Annotated in this window: 11 protein-coding genes and 1 tRNA gene; 7 read left to right on the forward strand and 5 right to left on the reverse strand. The window is 45.2% G+C overall.

The window, feature by feature from the left end; genetic code table 11:
- Positions 1–141 precede the first annotated feature (141 nt).
- Positions 142–215 (reverse strand) — tRNA-Arg (locus tag AC1DCV_RS35235).
- A 125-nt stretch (positions 216–340) separates the two neighbouring features.
- Here AC1DCV_RS35235 and AC1DCV_RS35240 point away from each other — a divergent pair.
- Together AC1DCV_RS35240 and AC1DCV_RS35245 are read left to right on the forward strand one after the other, a co-directional pair.
- Positions 341–814 (forward strand): 23S rRNA (pseudouridine(1915)-N(3))-methyltransferase RlmH, encoded by a 474-nt coding sequence (locus AC1DCV_RS35240; protein ID WP_441578420.1) that lies wholly within the window; start codon positions 341–343, stop codon positions 812–814.
- A 33-nt stretch (positions 815–847) separates the two neighbouring features.
- Entirely contained in the window at positions 848–1,474 is a 627-nt protein-coding gene (locus tag AC1DCV_RS35245) for a rhomboid family intramembrane serine protease (RefSeq protein WP_477027590.1), read from the forward strand.
- A 47-nt stretch (positions 1,475–1,521) separates the two neighbouring features.
- Here AC1DCV_RS35245 and tilS read toward each other — a convergent pair whose 3' ends face one another.
- The gene (gene tilS, locus AC1DCV_RS35250) at positions 1,522–2,859 is read right to left on the reverse strand and encodes a tRNA lysidine(34) synthetase TilS (RefSeq protein ID WP_477027591.1); all 1,338 of its coding nucleotides are present in this window, start codon (positions 2,857–2,859) and stop codon (positions 1,522–1,524) included.
- A gap of 24 nt (positions 2,860–2,883) precedes the next feature.
- Entirely contained in the window at positions 2,884–3,195 is a 312-nt protein-coding gene (locus tag AC1DCV_RS35255) for a tetratricopeptide repeat protein (RefSeq protein ID WP_133809813.1), read from the reverse strand.
- Positions 3,196–3,330: 135 nt separating this feature from the next.
- On the opposite strand from AC1DCV_RS35255, the gene AC1DCV_RS35260 reads away from it, so the two are divergent.
- From AC1DCV_RS35260 to ispE, 4 genes are all read left to right on the forward strand, one after another.
- Positions 3,331–4,071, forward strand: coding sequence for an electron transfer flavoprotein subunit beta/FixA family protein (locus AC1DCV_RS35260; protein ID WP_477027592.1), 741 nt, complete (start codon positions 3,331–3,333; stop codon positions 4,069–4,071).
- 36 nt (positions 4,072–4,107) lie between these two features.
- Complete coding sequence (locus AC1DCV_RS35265; RefSeq protein WP_477027593.1) at positions 4,108–5,079, forward strand: electron transfer flavoprotein subunit alpha/FixB family protein; 972 nt, start codon at positions 4,108–4,110, stop codon at positions 5,077–5,079.
- A 190-nt stretch (positions 5,080–5,269) separates the two neighbouring features.
- Positions 5,270–5,869 carry a bifunctional nuclease family protein gene (locus AC1DCV_RS35270; protein WP_441578415.1) on the forward strand — a complete coding sequence of 200 codons (600 nt, stop codon included), beginning with the start codon at positions 5,270–5,272 and terminating at the stop codon, positions 5,867–5,869.
- A gap of 74 nt (positions 5,870–5,943) precedes the next feature.
- Positions 5,944–6,753 (forward strand): 4-(cytidine 5'-diphospho)-2-C-methyl-D-erythritol kinase, encoded by an 810-nt coding sequence (gene ispE / locus AC1DCV_RS35275; RefSeq protein ID WP_477027594.1) that lies wholly within the window; start codon positions 5,944–5,946, stop codon positions 6,751–6,753.
- Between the two features lie 3 nt (positions 6,754–6,756).
- Here ispE and rplT read toward each other — a convergent pair whose 3' ends face one another.
- Complete coding sequence (gene rplT, locus AC1DCV_RS35280) at positions 6,757–7,101, reverse strand: 50S ribosomal protein L20 (RefSeq protein WP_106531095.1); 345 nt, start codon at positions 7,099–7,101, stop codon at positions 6,757–6,759.
- Positions 7,102–7,149: 48 nt separating this feature from the next.
- Positions 7,150–7,347: a 50S ribosomal protein L35 gene (gene rpmI / locus AC1DCV_RS35285; protein ID WP_079471802.1), complete on the reverse strand. Its 198-nt coding sequence runs from the start codon at positions 7,345–7,347 to the stop codon at positions 7,150–7,152.
- 428 nt (positions 7,348–7,775) lie between these two features.
- Here rpmI and AC1DCV_RS35290 point away from each other — a divergent pair.
- A partial coding sequence (locus AC1DCV_RS35290) for an immunoglobulin domain-containing protein (RefSeq protein ID WP_477027595.1) occupies positions 7,776–18,212 on the forward strand: 10,437 nt, incomplete at its 3' end.

Consider the following 18,212-nt stretch of genomic DNA (forward strand, 5'->3'; position numbering starts at 1 on the left):
ATGGTCTATACGAATACATACCGGAAAGTCAGTTTTAAGCGGGAATCGGGAGCTTCTTCACACAAACCTGGCGGCTTGCTTTATTTCACTTCGGGATGGACAAAAAAAGGACAAGGAGAAAAAATCTGCCTTGTCCTTTTGTGACCCCGTCAGGATTCAAACCTGAAACCTTCTGATCCGTAGTCAGATGCTCTATTCAATTGAGCTACGGAGCCAATAAAATATCATTGTATTCCAAAGTTATACGTTTTTTCGAAAATGCCAAATACTTACTAAAAAAAACGCTGCAATCTTCTGATTTACACTTACTTTTACAACAATTGATTAATTATTACAAGAAGTGAAAATTCAACTCTGGAGCATAGGAAAGGAACATGATCCCTACATCAGGGATGGCATTGCGGTTTTTCAAAAAAGACTGCAGCATTACGTGGATTTTGAGGTAAAACTGATTCCTACTGTGAAACAGGCCGCCAGTTTATCTGTACCTGAACTGAAAAAGCAGGAGGCCAAAATCATCATGGATATGTTGCAGCCCACCGACTTTTTGCTGGCGCTGGATGAAAAAGGAAAGATGATGACCACGGTGCAATTCGCCGATTTTTTACAGCAGCGCAACAATGCGGGCACGAGGCAGCTGATTATATTGATAGGTGGTGCTTTTGGCATTGATGCCACCTTGCTGCAAAGGGCGCAGTTACAAATGTCTTTGTCTCCCCTTACCTTTCCCCATCAGCTGGTACGGCTTATTTTCACGGAACAATTGTATCGTGCCTATACCGTTTTAAACAGGGAGAAATATCACCATCAATAACTACATTTATTATTCAAATAACAACCCGCTTATATGACATTCTCTATTAGCCTAGTTATCATCATTATTACCTGCCTTATTTCCTACACGGCCCTACAGAACTACGATCAGTTGAATAAACTAAGTCTGCAACCATATATGGTAAAGCGGTACAAACAGTATTACCGCTTTGTCACTTCTGGCTTCGTGCATGCCGATTTTCAGCACCTGCTGTTCAACATGCTGACCCTATGGTTTTTTGGCAGATTTATAGAAGATGTTTTTACGAGTTTATTTCATAACAAACTCGTGTATGTATTGTATTATATCCTGGGAATTGTAGTCGCCAATATACCTTCTTATATCAAGAATCGCAACAATTCGGATTACTCTTCGCTGGGGGCTTCCGGGGCTATTTCTGCGATCGTATTTACTGCGATTATTGTTAATCCGTGGGCTTCTATTTATTTATTCTTCGCGCTTAAAATGCCTGCAGTTGTTTATGGTATTTTATTTCTGGGTATATCCGCTTATATGTCCCGGAAAGGAGGAGGAAATATCAACCACGATGCGCATCTGTGGGGCGCCTTGTTCGGTGTTGTATTCCCACTGTTGTTTCATCCTGAATTAGGTACTGATTTTATTTATATGCTGATGCATCGTTCCCAGTTTGTAAGATAATATGTTGATGGATTTAGTTACGGAAGAAGTAACTAAATCCATCTTCCTTATTTAACAAATTCTACGCTCAATACTTCTTTTGTTTTAGGGGTTATTTTCACCCGGTCGTCTACCCTCATTCCTACTACCCACACAATACGTTTGTTAGATTCCAGCACCCATACATTTTCTTTCTGTGGCAATGATAGTTTCTGATCTATCAGGAACCTGCTTACCTTTTTCTTCTTGGGCATGCCCAGCGGATAAAAATAATCGCCCTGTTTCCATTTTCTCAGGATCAGCGGATAGCTTACCTGGGCGGCATCCAGCCAGGCTGTTTCTGCAGCGGTAGGAATAGCACTCGTGCCTCTCTCCTGCTTGCGCAGATGTAATTGTCCTCCGCTGAAATGGATATGTGCCTGTTCCGGTTCAATCACTACCAATGGCGCATCAACGGTGGCCAGCGGCGTAATGAGTAGCCATTGGCGATTGCGGATAATGCGATGGGTAGCGGTTTCTACGTATCTGCCGGATTCGCTGTCCAACAAAGACAGCACCTGTTCTGTTTGCGCAGAAGAACAGCCAAATACACGAAACAGTTCCCAGGCAATGGTTTGTAATGGTATACTTTTCTGCAGCTTCAATACCGGCACCTTCCAGGTATTATCTTCCTGGAAAAGCAGCCGTTTACGATGCTTATCCAATGCTTCCTGGTAAAGGATTTCGGCTTCTTTCATCCGCTCAATGGTGGCGGCCATATTTTTCACCGCACCCGGAAAAGCTTCCTGCAACCGCGGGATGACCTGGTGACGGTAGTAGTTACGTGTATACTTATCCGTTATATTGGAACTGTCTTCCACGTAGGCGATATTATGCATGGCCGCATAAGCTATCAGGGTATCTTTCTCTGTAAATAACAAAGGTCGGATAAGATGTTCCTGCCTGGGAAGGATCCCGTGCAAACCGGCGATGCCTGTACCTTTGGTAAAGTTCATCAGGGCAGTTTCGACGCTGTCCTGCATATGATGTGCGGTGGCGATAAAAGCATAACCTTCTGCCGTACGCACCTGTTCCAGCCAGGCATAGCGCAGTTCCCTTGCGGCCACCTGAATGGCTACACGATTTTCGGCCACGTATGCGTTGGTATCAAACCGTATAGTGTGCAGTGGCAATTCCAGGCTGGCTGCCATCTGTTTTACAAATGCTTCGTCCCGCTCAGACTCTGCTCCACGGAGCTGAAAATTACAATGGGCAATCCCTGCCTGATAACCGGCTTGCTTAAACAACCAGGCCATCACAATGGAATCAACTCCTCCACTAACGGCAAGGAGTATCTTTTGCGCAGGATCGAATAATTGCTGCCGGGAAATGTATGCGGAAAAATTAGTTACTAAATGTTGAGGCATCCGTTGTTTGTTGGATTTAAAATATCAATAGGCCAGTTCTTCGTAGGCGGACTGTAATTCGTTATAAGCATGCCTTTCGTTGCCGGCTTTGGCCATGGCCATTCCTGTTTCGTACACCTTCATCGCAGCGGTATTGTCGCCTGCACGTTCCAGCAACTTACCCAGATGATAATAGGAGCCTACGTAGCCAGGCTCATATGCCAGCAGTTCTTCAAACTGCTGCCGCGCCGCCGCGTCGTCGTTGATCTTAATATATTCCAGTCCCAGTGCGTGTTTCAGAAAGCTGTCGTTGGGTGTTGCCAACAGTAACTGCTTTATTTGTGCGATTCTGTCCATGCCGTTTGTTATTATTTAATTATACAATATGTCAATTGTTATGCTGATTAAAATCATCTTCTCTCCCTGCGGTTGGCGTACATTATTTAGATATATTTGCTATTACCGCATTTTTAAATAAAACAGTTTAAGGCCATGAAGATTTTAGTATGTATCAGCAAAACTCCGGACACGACTGCAAAAATAGCTTTCACGGACAATAACACGAAATTCAATGAGGCTGGTGTACAGTTTATTATTAATCCGTACGACGAATGGTATGCATTAGTGAGGGCGCTGGAGCTGAAAGAAACCATAGGGGCAGATGTGCATCTTATTACGGTAGGAGCTGCAGATTGTGATCCTGTTATCCGCAAAGCCCTGGCACTGGGTGGCGATGAGGCTTTCCGTGTAAATGCAGATAGTGCTGACAGTTATTACATTGCGTCCCAGATCGCGGCACATGCCCGGGACAAACAATACGATATTATTTTTACCGGTAAAGAAACCATCGATTATAACGGATCCGGCATAGGTGGCATGGTGGCTGAACTGCTGGAACTGCCCTATGTATCCATTGCAGCTAAATTCGATCTGAATGGTACCGTAGCTACGGTGAACAGGGAAATTGAGGGCGGTGAAGAAGTATGTGAAGTATCACTTCCGGTAGTAGTATCCTGCCAGAAAGGAATGGCAGAAGCCCGTATCCCTAATATGCGCGGCATCATGGCTGCGAGAACCAAACCATTGACTGTAGTAGAACCTGTTGCTGCAGATAGTCTTACTACCATAGTAGGCTTTGAACTGCCACCGGCTAAAGCCGGCGTTAAGCTCATCAGTCCTGATAATGTGGAAGAACTGGTGAAGTTACTGCATGAAGAAGCAAAAGTGATCTAAGGGTAAACTATCTCTCAACTACTAATTAAATTATTCATGTCTATATTAATATTTGCCGATCAGGCACAGGGTAAAATCAAGAAAGCGGCGCTGGAAGCCATCCAATACGGCGCTAAAGTAGCGGAGCAACTGGGTACAACAGCAACAGCACTGGTGCTGGGCCCTGTTGATGCCAATGAGCTGGCTGTACTGGGAAATTATGGTGCACAAAAGGTATTACACGCTGCAGATGCCCGCTTACATGAAGTAGAAAGTATTGTATACACGAAGATTATTGCAGAAGCGGCAGGCAAAGAGGGCAGCAAGGTGATCATCTTCCCTCATAATTTTGATGGTAAAGCAGTGGCGCCAAGAGTGGCCGCTAAGCTCAAAGCGKGTCTGGTATCGGGAGCTATCTCCTATCCGGATACCAGCAATGGCTTTGTGGTAAAGAAAAATGTGTTCTCCGGCAAGGCATTTGCCAACATCAATATTACATCTGATATCAAGGTAATTGCTATTATACCCAATACCTTCCCTGTAGCTCCGGGTACTGCATCTGCCACTGTAGAGGCTTTCACGCCTGCTATCAGCGATGCGGACTTTAAAGTAAAGGTGGTAAAAACAGAAACCGTAAGTGGGGATATTCCGTTAACGGAAGCTGAAATCATTGTCAGCGGCGGCCGCGGACTGAAAGGACCTGAGAACTGGGGGATACTGGAAGATCTGGCGAAAGCCCTGGGTGCAGCAACAGCGAGCTCCCGTCCGGTTGCAGATGCAGGATGGCGTCCACACCATGAACATGTGGGTCAGACCGGCTTAACCGTAAGGCCCAATCTGTACATCGCTATTGGCATTTCCGGTGCTATACAGCACCTGGCAGGTGTAAATGGTAGTAAGGTGATTGTAGTGATCAATAAGGATCCGGAAGCGCCTTTCTTTAAAGCAGCAGATTATGGTATTGTGGGTGATGCATTTGAAGTAGTGCCTGCGCTCACAAAAGCAGTGAAGAAATTTAAAGAAGGATAAGACCGTCAATTACGAATTAAGAATTACGAATTACGGGTTCGAACTTTAAGATCGTGTTGATCCCGTAATTCGTAATTCTTAATTCGTAATTTGTATATTAGACATTTATCATTATATCTTTTTTTTAGATAAGGAATATTTTTCTAACTTCACGGTCTTACAAACTATTCAGCGACAACGCAAGACAGATATGAGAAAAATAGAACTGGAAATAGTTGCTTTATCGCACAGCATTACGCAGACTCATTCATATGCCGTGGTACTGGGAGAAGTAAATGGATTACGCCGTTTACCTATTGTGATTGGTGGCTTTGAAGCGCAGGCGATTGCAGTGGCTCTTGAGAAAATGCAACCCAGCCGGCCTTTAACACATGACCTGATGAAGAACTTCATGAACGCCTTTAATGTAGAATTACAAGAGGTGGTCATCAGTAATTTACAGGAAGGCATTTTTTATTCCAAGCTTATCTGTTCCAATAACGATGAAACCATCGAGATAGATTCCCGTACATCTGATGCATTAGCCCTCGCTGTTCGTTTTGGCTGCCCTATTTACACCTTTGAGAATATTCTCAACAGTGCAGGTATCTTACTGGATGATCCTGCCGGTAAGAAGAGTAACAAACCGGTAACCCCTACCATTTCAGAGCATGAAAAAGGTGCAGAGGATGACCTGAAAGCGATGAATGTAGAGGAGTTAACAACACTGTTACAGGAAGTATTGGAACAGGAAGATTATATCCGTGCCATCGCCATACGCGATGAGATTAACAGCCGCAAAAGCAAATAATTTCTTTTCAGTAAAATCAATGCAGCCGGCAGTTGAAGACTGTAGCTGTTGTTTTGCTATGCAATGAATGTTACATGATTGTATTTCCCAATTGTAAAATAAACCTGGGCTTACATATTACCAATAAGCGCCCGGATGGTTTTCATGACCTGGAAACTGTTTTTTACCCCCTGCCTGTTTGTGATGCGCTGGAAGCCATTACACACCGTGAGTTGCAATTTGAAAGCAGCGGTATTGCGGTACCTGGCAATGCAAACGATAATCTTTGTCTGAAAGCATTTCATTTGTTGCAGCAGGACTTTCCACAGGTACAACCTTTAAACATTCATCTGCATAAACATATACCGATAGGTGCCGGTTTGGGCGGTGGTTCTGCTGATGCAGCTTTCATGCTGCAATTAATCAATCAGAAATTTCAGCTGGGGCTAACGGAAGCGGCGCTGGTAGACTATGCGGCGCAACTGGGAAGTGATTGCCCGTTTTTTATTATCAACAAGCCCTGTTTTGCTACTGGTCGGGGTGAAATAATGACCCCTATTACGCTGGACCTTTCCGGATATTCATTCCTGTTAGTACATCCGGGTATTCATGTGAATACTGGCTGGGCTTTTAAACAGTTAACACCTAAAGCCCCTGCTTATGGCTTAAGTGACGTCATACAATTACCGGTGGCGGAGTGGAAAAACAGGATTACCAATGATTTTGAAGGTCCGGTGTTTGAAGCACATCCGGCGCTGGCAAAAATAAAGGGGCAATTATATGCAGCGGGAGCGGTATATGCCACGATGAGCGGGAGTGGCTCCGCTTTGTTGGGCATCTTTCCTAAAAACAAAATAGCTGACATCTTGTGGGATGTCAGCTATCGGGTATTTACTATCAGGTAAGTCTTACTTTACAGAAGCTACCAGTGTTTTGAAAGTTTCTGGTTCATTCATAGCCAGATCAGCCAGAACTTTTCTGTTCAGGTCGATGTTTTTACCAGCTAATTTGTTCATAAACACAGAATAGGTCAACCCTTCTGCTCTAACAGCAGCGTTGATACGGGCGATCCACAGCTGGCGGTAGTTTCTTTTCTTTAATTTACGACCAACATAGCTGTAAGTAAGTCCTTTCTCAAGAACGTTCTTCGCTACTGTGTAAACATTTTTTCTTTTACCGTAGAAGCCTTTGGCTTGCTTTAAGATCCTTTTTCTCCGGGCTCTTGAAGCTACGGCATTAACTGAACGAGGCATTTGCTTTGTTTTTTCTCAGGTTATAAAATTCGATTCTTTTGACAGATACTAGCGCATTCCGAGCATTCTCTTAACCAGGTTAAGATTTGCTTCGTGAACCAGCGTACTACCTCTTAAGCTACGTTTTCTTTTCGTAGATTTTTTAGTCAGTAAGTGGCTTTTGAAGGCCATGAACCGCTTAATCTGTCCGTTCCCACCAACCTTGAACGTTTTCTTGGCACGGGAATGTGTCTTTACTTTGGGCATCTTACATCAAATTTGGTCTGCAAAGGTAAGAAAATAATTCAATAAAGCACAGTCTTGTGCAAATAATTAAACGCCCATCCGGAATGTGGATAACTTATTAATATTTTTTTACCCCTCCACAAGCGATTGACTATCAATTTTCCGCTGACACTCTTTCCAACTTATCTCGTGCTTAATCATATTATAAATAATAACACTTTTTTTATTTCTCTATATTATTTATAATTTTAATCTTAATTTAATTATATATTTTAGCCATACCATGTATAAACACCTGACGCCTATGAAATCATTTTACACATTACCCAACATGGACCGGAAATCCCTCGCCGGTTATTTCTATCGATGTAAAGAGTTGAGGAACAATAGGACTGAGTAGAAAACCGACTACCAGACCTGATACTTTTTTTACTTAACTGCTTGCACCTATGAAACGACTATTAACCTTTTTATTCCTCCTACTGGGGCTTGTCCTGCTGAATAAGCAGGCGAGTGCAAGGCAAAACCCTTCTACCGGGGATTGGTTTATGAACCTCCCCGATTCCGCTTGCTGGAAGAGCTTTGCCAGTACGAATGTGTTCTTCTGGAAAGACAGCAAAGTCCCTGATTCAGTGGATTGGACCATTACAGGAGGGAGCTATAATATCCTATACGCCAGCCAGCGGAATCCTGATCTGAGCCCTAAATTGCTTGGTCAGAAGCCGGAGGCACCTAGTAACAAGAATGCGCTGACGATACAATTCCTTGATAAAGGACAATATACTATCAAGGCCGTCGGGTATGTCAATGGAGTCAAAACCACCGTTTCTAAAAGTATATATGTAAAGGATTGCTCGATGGCCACCTGCCTGGGCCAAAATACAGGTGTGGGCGATTTCCTGGAAAACTTTGGTACGTTTCCGACAGGTGCTGCTAATAGTGTCAGCAACTCCAGCGTGCCTCCAAGTCCTACCGGATACAACTATGTTACTTATACCAATGGTAGTGGCAGCAACCCTAACTTTGCGGATAATAGTTACACTGTTTTCTGGCACACGCAGATCCGATCAGAATGGGTGAAAGCTTACGATCACACACCGAATACAAACCCTGCCAGAGTAGGCGGCATGTTGCTCGCTAACTCAGCTGTTGAGAAAAAAACATTCTTTGTTAAAAAAGCTGTTCCGGTATGTCCAGGCTCTATGTATAATTTCAGTGCCTGGTTTATGAACGTCAATAGTAAGGAGGTATTTAACTCTACCTGTGCATCCGGTAACGCGGATGGATACCACTATGCAGGTGTTACCTTCCAGATCACAGATGATGCTACCGGAACAGTGCTTGCCAGATTTAAAACCTATGATGTATCCATGAACCTGGATGCACCCACCTGGCAGGAATATGGAGGCGCATTTAAAACACCGGCGAATGTAACTAACGTAACCCTGAGCATTCTAAATGACAAACTGGGGGATTGCGGTAATGACATCGCCATTGATGATATCAGTTTCAAATATTGTAGTCCTTATATCTATTCATTTATTGATGGACAAGCAAAGCCGCCTTTAAGGGCGGATTCGTTGTGTGAGGGAGCCCCTGTTACTATTAAAGCAGTATATAGCCCGCTGGATTATTTTACCAATCCTACTTACCAGTGGCAATTCACCAAAGATACACTCAACTGGCCCGCCGTTTCTGTTTTTCCAGCCGGCGTTACAGGCATTAACACAGATGTACTTACTTTTCCGGTAGGAACACTGAAAGGAGATCCCAATCAGATTGTGGATTATTACTTCCGGGTAAACATCCTAGAAAAGGATAACCCCAGCAACTGTGCCTCTCCATCTTTATATACAAAAATTTCCGTACTCCCGAAACCGAAAGTAACTATTTCCTCAGGCAGGATATGTATAGGTGATTCCGTGATATTAACGGCCAACGGAGGATACAGCACCTATGAATGGCAAACGCTGCCCATTATCAAGGGGCCTAAGATGACTGCGTATCCTTTGGTCAATACCACCTTTGCTGCTATCGGTATTGCAGACTATGGATGGAATAGTGTCACAAAATCGCCCAGGCAATGTAGAGACACCGGTTATGCCAATGTGATTGTGGATCTGAAGCCGACCATCGACATGACGGCCACACCAACCGATATCTGTCTGGGTAAAACAATCAATCTCACTCAAACCCACGCGGGTGCTCCGGCAGATAGTATCTCCTGGAGATGGCAATATAATGGTACCAATATCGGTAACCTGAGCGATGTATCGTTAAACCATACACCCCCAGCCGTAGGTACGCAGCAATATACGATTGCACTGAATAATCATACCTGTAATGCCTACGATACGGTATCTGTCAACGTCAGATCTGTACCAAATGCAGATGCGGACACCATCTACAGACAATGTAATATACCGGACTTCACTATTAAGAGAAGTACACCTCCGGCAGATCAGCAGGGTACCTGGATGTTTGATGGCGCTCATAAACTGGAGGTGATCACCAATACCACTAACCCGCAAACCACCGTTACAGGCGTACAACCCGGAGATACCGTTCATCTCTTCTGGGTGATTACCAATAAAGCGCTGGCTGCCTGTACTGATACCAACAGAGTTACACTGATCAATACCAAACCGCTTACACCAAGCAATGCTGGTAGAGATTCCGTACAATGTGGTACCACTACTTTCCAGCTGAATGCTACCAAACCAGGCGTTGGCGAAAAAGGTAAATGGACATTAGGAGCAGGTACAACCGCTGCGGATGTTTCGTTGAATTACGACACAGCATACAATGCGATCGCTACTATTCTTGGTGCTACCCGTCCTAAGACAGTGCAACTCGTCTGGAGCATTTCCAACGGTGTATGTGCTGGTGCTACTTCCAGTATCATCAAGTTGACGGTTAAGAACCCTCCTACCGTTAAAGTAACTGCCGCACCGGTATGTAATACCGCCACCACATTTACAGTATCCTATAATAGTCAAACAGGAACTATCCTGAACTATGTATTGGATGTGAACCCCGCCGCATTAGCTACCAGAAAGATGCCGGGCTTTACAAAAATAACTGGTGTGTGGCCTGTTACAACTCCGACAGGTTCCTTTACGGTACCACTGCCTGCAGGAACGCCTGCCGGCAATTATGATTTTGTACTTTCTGCGAAAGAAGATTCATTGAATGGATGTAATACAACGGTCTACTTCTCATTATCTGTGGAAGAACCGTCTAAAGCTCCTGCAAGTGTAACTGCATCTGTAGATAGTATATGCGTAAGCGGTAGTACTACATTAACTGTTGTTGGCGGTTCGCTCGGAAAAGACTCTACTGGTAAAGCAGCCACCTGGAAATGGTATACCGGTGCATGCCCTGGCGATCCAGGCAGCAAACGTGTTTACCCTGCTTCTTCCAATGCAGACAGCTCTGTTGTTACCTTTAATAATGTTACCGCTACCACTACTTACTTTGTGATGGCACCAAGCACCGGCCCTTGTGCCAGTACTGCCTGTGCTTCTGTGACAGTAAAAGTATTTGCTCAACCGAATAAAGCAAATGCAAATGTGGATCAACGGGCATGTGAACGTGCTACTGACTTCCAGTTAAATGGTAACGCAACAGGAGTACCTGGTGTTAATGGTTTGTGGACTACCTGGAATTCAAATGCAATTATCACCAACCCTACCCTGCCTAATGCTACTGTAAAAGTAAATATTGGTGATACCGCTACTTTGTTTTGGACAATTACGAATGGTCCTTGTTTAACAACAACGGATACCATGTTTATTACCAACTTCAAAAAACCAGTAGCAGCGACTGCCGGTACAGATCAGAAACATTGTAATGATTCTATCTTCTACATGACGGCTAACAAGCCGACTGAATATGGTGCATATGGCGCATGGACAGTGGTAGGTAAACCAACATGGGCGACCATCACCGATACTACTTTAAATACTACCAAGGTTAAAGTATTGGCTGGACATACTGCTACATTAGTATGGACCATCACTAACGGTACCTGTGCTGCTACTACCGACACTGTACTGTTGACCAACTATGATGTACCGGCGGTGGCGAAAGCGAACAATGATCAGTTACATTGTAATGATTCCATCTTTACCATGGCTGCTAACCAGCCGACTGAATATGGCGCTAAAGGCACCTGGGCTGTGGTGGGTAAACCAACATGGGCAACTATTACAGACACCACTTTAAACACTACAAAAGTTAAAGTACTCGCCGGGCATACCGCTACAATGGTATGGACCATTTCTAACGGTACTTGTGCCGCTACTACCGACACCGTGCTGCTGACCAACTACGATGTACCGGCAGTAGCGAAAGCGAACATTGATCAGATACATTGTAATGATTCCATCTTTACTATGGCGGCTAACCAGCCGACTGAATATGGCGCTAAAGGAACCTGGTCTGTAGTAGGTAAACCAACATGGGCGACCATTACAGACACCACTTTAAACACTACAAAAGTTAAAGTACTCGCCGGGCATACCGCTACAATGGTATGGACTATCTCTAACGGAACCTGCGCTGCTACTACCGATACCGTGCTGCTGACCAACTATGATGTACCGGCTGTTGCGAAAGCGAACATTGATCAGATACATTGTAACGACTCTATCTTCAACATGGCCGCTAACCAGCCGACTGAATATGGCKCTAAAGGGACCTGGTCAGTAGTAGGTAAACCAACATGGGCGATTATTACAGACACCACTTTAAATACTACAAAAGTTAAAGTACTGGCGGGACATACCGCTACAATGGTTTGGACCATCTCCAATGGTACTTGTGCCGCTACTACCGACACCGTGTTGTTGACTAACTACGATGTTCCCGCAGTAGCTAAAGCGAACATTGATCAGTTACATTGTAATGACTCTATCTTCACCATGGCGGCTAATAAACCGACTGAGTATGGGGCCAAAGGTACCTGGTCAGTGGTAGGGAAACCAACATGGGCGACTATTACAGACACTACCCTGAACACCACAAAAGTTAAAGTACTCGCCGGGCATACTGCTACACTGGTATGGACCATCTCTAACGGAACCTGTGCCGCTACTACCGACACCGTGCTGCTGACCAACTATGATGTTCCTGCAGTGGCGAAAGCGAACATTGATCAGTTACATTGTAATGATTCCATCTTTACTATGGCTGCTAACCAGCCGACTGAGTATGGTGCCAAAGGTACCTGGTCAGTGGTAGGTAAACCAACATGGGCGACTATCACCGATACTACTTTAAGCACTACAAAAGTTAAAGTACTCGYGGGGCATACTGCTACAATGGTATGGACCATCTCCAACGGCACTTGTGCGGCAACTACCGACACTGTGTTGCTGACTAACTATGATGTACCGGCGGTGGCGAAAGCGAACATTGATCAGTTACATTGTAACGACTCCATCTTCACCATGGCCGCTAACCAGCCGACTGAATATGGTGCTAAAGGCACCTGGTCTGTCGTTGGTAAACCAACATGGGCGACTATCACCGATACTACTTTAAGCACTACAAAAGTTAAAGTACTCGCGGGGCATACTGCTACAATGGTATGGACCATTTCTAACGGTACTTGTGCGGCGACTACCGACACTGTGCTGCTGACCAACTATGATGTTCCTGCGGTGGCGAAAGCGAACATTGATCAGTTACATTGTAATGATTCCATCTTTACTATGGCGGCAAACCAACCGACTGAATTTGGCGCTAAAGGCACCTGGTCAGTAGTAGGTAAACCTACATGGGCGACCATTACAGACACCACTTTAAACACTACAAAGGTTAAAGTACTCGCGGGGCATACCGCTACAATGGTATGGACTATCTCTAACGGTACCTGCGCTGCTACTACCGACACCGTGTTGCTAACCAACTACGATGTACCGGCGGCGGCAAAAGCTAACATTGATCAGGTACATTGTAATGATTCGATCTTTACTATGGCAGCTAACCAACCGACTGAATATGGGGCAAAAGGCACCTGGTCAGTAGTAGGTAAACCTACATGGGTAACTGTTACAGACACCACTTTAAATACTACAAAGGTTAAAGTACTGGCGGGGCATACTGCTACACTGGTATGGACCATCTCTAACGGTACCTGCGCTGCCACTACCGACACCGTGCTGCTGACTAACTATGATGTACCGGCTGTTGCGAAAGCAAACGTGAATCAGATACATTGTAACGACTCCATCTTTACTATGGCGGCTAACCAGCCGACTGAATATGGAGCTAAAGGTACCTGGTCAGTAGTAGGTAAACCTACATGGGTAACTGTTACAGACACTACCCTGAACACCACAAAAGTTAAAGTACTGGCGGGGCATACTGCTACAATGGTATGGACCATCTCTAATGGTACTTGTGCCGCTACKACCGACACCGTGTTGTTGACTAACTACGATGTTCCTGCTGTTGCAAAAGCGAACATTGATCAGTTACATTGTAATGATTCCATCTTTACTATGGCGGCAAATCAACCGACTGAATATGGCGCTAAAGGCACCTGGTCAGTAGTAGGTAAACCAACATGGGTAACTGTTACAGACACCACTTTAAATACTACAAAGGTTAAAGTACTCGCGGGGCATACTGCTACAATGGTATGGACCATCTCTAACGGTGCTTGTGCGGCAACTACCGATACGGTACTGCTGACTAACTACGATGTTCCTGCAGTGGCGAAAGCAAATGTGAATCAGATACATTGTAACGACTCCATCTTCACCATGGCGGCAAACCAGCCGACTGAATATGGCGCTAAAGGTACCTGGTCTGTAGTTGGTAAGCCTACATGGACGACCATTACGGACACCACCCTGAACACTACAAAAGTTAAAGTACTCGCTGGTCATACCGCTACAATGGTATGGACGATCTCCAATGGTACCTGTGCCGCTACTACTGACACCGTGCTGCTGACCAACTACGATGTTCCTGCTGTTGCGAAAGCAAACGTGGATCAGTTACATTGTAACGACTCCATCTTCACCATGGCCGCTAACAAGCCGACTGAATATGGCGCTAAAGGCACCTGGTCTGTGGTAGGTAAACCTACATGGGTAACTGTTACAGACACTACCCTGAACACCACAAAAGTGAAAGTACTCGCGGGTCATACCGCTACAATGGTATGGACTATCTCCAACGGTACTTGTGCAGCAACTACCGACACCGTGCTGCTGACAAACTACGATGTTCCTGCAGTGGCAAAAGCAAATGTGAATCAGATACATTGTAACGACTCCATCTTCACCATGGCGGCTAACCAGCCTACTGAATTTGGCGCTAAAGGCACCTGGTCTGTAGTTGGTAAACCTACATGGGTGACTATTACAGACACCACTTTAAACACTACAAAAGTTAAAGTACTGGCGGGTCATACTGCTACAATGGTATGGACCATCTCTAATGGTACTTGTGCTGCAACTACCGATACCGTGCTGCTGACTAACTACGATGTTCCGGCTATTGCGAAAGCGAACATCGATCAGTTACATTGTAATGACTCCATCTTCACCATGGCGGCTAACCAGCCTACTGAATTTGGCGCTAAAGGCACCTGGTCTGTAGTAGGTAAACCTACATGGGTGACTATTACAGACACCACTTTAAATACTACAAAAGTTAAAGTACTCGCTGGACATACCGCTAAAATGGTATGGACCATCTCCAATGGTACCTGTGCAGCAACCACTGACACCGTGTTGCTGACCAACTACGATGTTCCAGCAGTAGCAAAAGCGAACATTGATCAGTTACATTGTAACGACTCCATCTTCACTATGGCGGCAAACCAACCGACTGAATATGGCGCTAAAGGCACATGGTCTGTGGTTGGTAAACCTACATGGGTAACTGTTACTGACACTACCCTGAACACCACAAAAGTGAAAGTACTGGCTGGTCATACCGCTACAATGGTATGGACCATCTCCAATGGTACCTGTGCGGCAACTACAGATACTGTACTGCTGACTAACTACGATGTTCCGGCGGTGGCGAAAGCAAATGTGAATCAGATACATTGCAACGACTCTATCTTCACCATGGCGGCTAATCAGCCTACTGAATTTGGCGCTAAAGGTACCTGGTCAGTAGTAGGTAAACCTACATGGGTAACTATTACTGACACTACCCTGAACACAACGAAGGTTAAAGTACTGGCTGGTCATACCGCTACAATGGTATGGACCATCTCTAACGGTACCTGTGCGGCAACTACCGACACCGTGTTACTGACTAACTACGATGTTCCGTCTATTGCGAAAGCGAACATTGATCAGTTACATTGTAATGATTCCATCTTTACTATGGCGGCTAACCAGCCTACTGAATTTGGCGCTAAAGGCACCTGGTCTGTAGTTGGTAAACCTACATGGGTGACTATTACAGACACCACTTTAAACACCACAAAAGTTAAAGTACTGGCTGGCCATACCGCTACAATGGTATGGACCATCTCTAACGGTACTTGTGCCGCTACGACCGACACCGTGTTGTTGACTAACTACGATGTTCCCGCAGTAGCTAAAGCGAACATTGATCAGTTACATTGTAATGATTCCATCTTTACTATGGCGGCTAACCAACCGACTGAATACGGCGCTAAAGGCACCTGGTCAGTGGTAGGTAAACCAACATGGGTGACCATTACAGACACCACTTTAAACACTACAAAAGTGAAAGTACTGGCGGGTCATACTGCTACAATGGTATGGACCATTTCCAACGGTACCTGCGCTGCTACTACGGATACGGTGTTACTGACCAACTACGATGTTCCAACAGCAGCGAAAGCGAACATTGATCAGGTACATTGTAATGATTCCATCTTTACTATGGCGGCTAACCAACCGACTGAATATGGCGCTAAAGGCACCTGGTCTGTCGTTGGTAAACCTACATGGGTAACTGTTACAGACACTACCCTGAACACCACAAAAGTTAAAGTACTCGCTGGCCATACCGCTACAATGGTATGGACCATCTCTAACGGTACCTGCGCTGCTACTACCGACACCGTGCTGCTGACCAACTACGATGTTCCGGCGGTGGCAAAAGCGAACATTGATCAGTTACATTGTAATGATTCCATCTTTACTATGGCGGCTAACCAGCCGACTGAATATGGCGCTAAAGGCACCTGGTCTGTCGTTGGTAAACCAACATGGGTAACTGTTACAGACACTACCCTGAACACCACAAAAGTTAAAGTACTCGCTGGCCATACCGCTACAATGGTATGGACCATCTCTAACGGTACCTGCACTGCTACTACCGACACCGTGCTGCTGACTAACTATGATGTTCCGGCTGTTGCGAAAGCAAACGTGGATCAGTTACATTGCAACGACTCTATCTTCACCATGGCGGCTAACAAGCCTACTGAATATGGAGCTAAAGGCACCTGGTCTGTAGTAGGTAAACCAACATGGGTAACTGTTACAGACACTACCCTGAACACCACAAAAGTTAAAGTACTCGCTGGCCATACCGCTACAATGGTATGGACCATCTCTAACGGTACCTGCGCTGCTACTACCGACACCGTGCTGCTGACCAACTACGATGTTCCTGCTGTTGCAAATGCCAACAGTGATCAGAAACATTGTAATGACTCCATCTTCACCATGGCTGCCAACAAGCCGACTGAATATGGCGCTAAAGGTACCTGGTCTGCGATAGGCAAACCTACATGGGTAACTATTACTGATACCACCTTAAATACCACAAAGGTTAAAGTACTGGCGGGGCATACTGCTACACTGGTATGGACCATCTCTAACGGTACCTGCGCTGCCACTACGGATACCGTGTTGCTGACCAACTACGATGTACCGGCGGTGGCTAAAGCGAACATTGATCAGTTACATTGTAATGATTCCATCTTTACTATGGCGGCTAACCAACCGACTGAATATGGCGCTAAAGGTACCTGGTCTGTAGTAGGGAAACCAATATGGGCAACTGTTACCGACACCACTTTAAATACTACAAAAGTGAAAGTGCTGGCCGGTCATACTGCTACACTGGTATGGACTATCTCTAACGGTACCTGCGCTGCGACTACGGATACCGTGTTGCTGACCAACTACGATGTACCGGCTGTTGCAAATGCCAACAGTGATCAGAAACATTGTAATGACTCTATCTTCACCATGGCCGCTAACAAGCCAACTGAATATGGTGCTAAAGGCACCTGGTCTGTCGTAGGTAAACCAACATGGGTAACTGTTACTGACACCACTTTAAACACTACAAAAGTTAAAGTACTCGCTGGGCATACTGCTACACTGGTATGGACCATCTCCAACGGTACCTGCGCTGCTACTACTGACACCGTGTTGTTGACTAACTACGACGTTCCGGCGGTGGCGAAAGCAAACATTGATCAGTTACATTGTAACGACTCTATCTTCACCATGGCCGCTAACAAGCCAACTGAATATGGCGCTAAAGGCACCTGGTCTGTTGTGGGTAAACCTATATGGGCAACTATTACAGACACCACTTTAAACACTACAAAAGTGAAAGTGCTGGCTGGGCATACCGCTACCCTGGTATGGACTATTTCTAACGGTACCTGCGCTGCTACTACTGACACCGTGTTGCTGACTAACTATGATGTACCGGCTGTTGCTAAAGCAAACATTGATCAGTTACATTGTAACGACTCCATCTTCACCATGGCCGCTAACAAGCCGACTGAATATGGTGCTAAAGGTACCTGGTCTGTGGTGGGTAAACCAACATGGGTGACTGTTACCGACACCACTTTAAACACTACAAAAGTGAAAGTGCTGGCGGGTCATACTGCTACACTGGTATGGACTATCTCT

The sequence above is a fragment of the Chitinophaga sp. 10T418 genome, from assembly GCF_056394125.1.

Coding starts and splice junctions, on each gene's coding strand:
- AC1DCV_RS35245 (WP_477027590.1), top strand. CDS start 848: ATGACATTCTCTATTAGCCTAGTTATCATCATTATTACCTGCCTTATT.
- tilS (WP_477027591.1), bottom strand. CDS start 2,859: ATGCCTCAACATTTAGTAACTAATTTTTCCGCATACATTTCCCGGCAG.
- AC1DCV_RS35255 (WP_133809813.1), bottom strand. CDS start 3,195: ATGGACAGAATCGCACAAATAAAGCAGTTACTGTTGGCAACACCCAAC.
- AC1DCV_RS35260 (WP_477027592.1), top strand. CDS start 3,331: ATGAAGATTTTAGTATGTATCAGCAAAACTCCGGACACGACTGCAAAA.
- AC1DCV_RS35270 (WP_441578415.1), top strand. CDS start 5,270: ATGAGAAAAATAGAACTGGAAATAGTTGCTTTATCGCACAGCATTACG.
- ispE (WP_477027594.1), top strand. CDS start 5,944: ATGATTGTATTTCCCAATTGTAAAATAAACCTGGGCTTACATATTACC.
- rplT (WP_106531095.1), bottom strand. CDS start 7,101: ATGCCTCGTTCAGTTAATGCCGTAGCTTCAAGAGCCCGGAGAAAAAGG.
- rpmI (WP_079471802.1), bottom strand. CDS start 7,347: ATGCCCAAAGTAAAGACACATTCCCGTGCCAAGAAAACGTTCAAGGTT.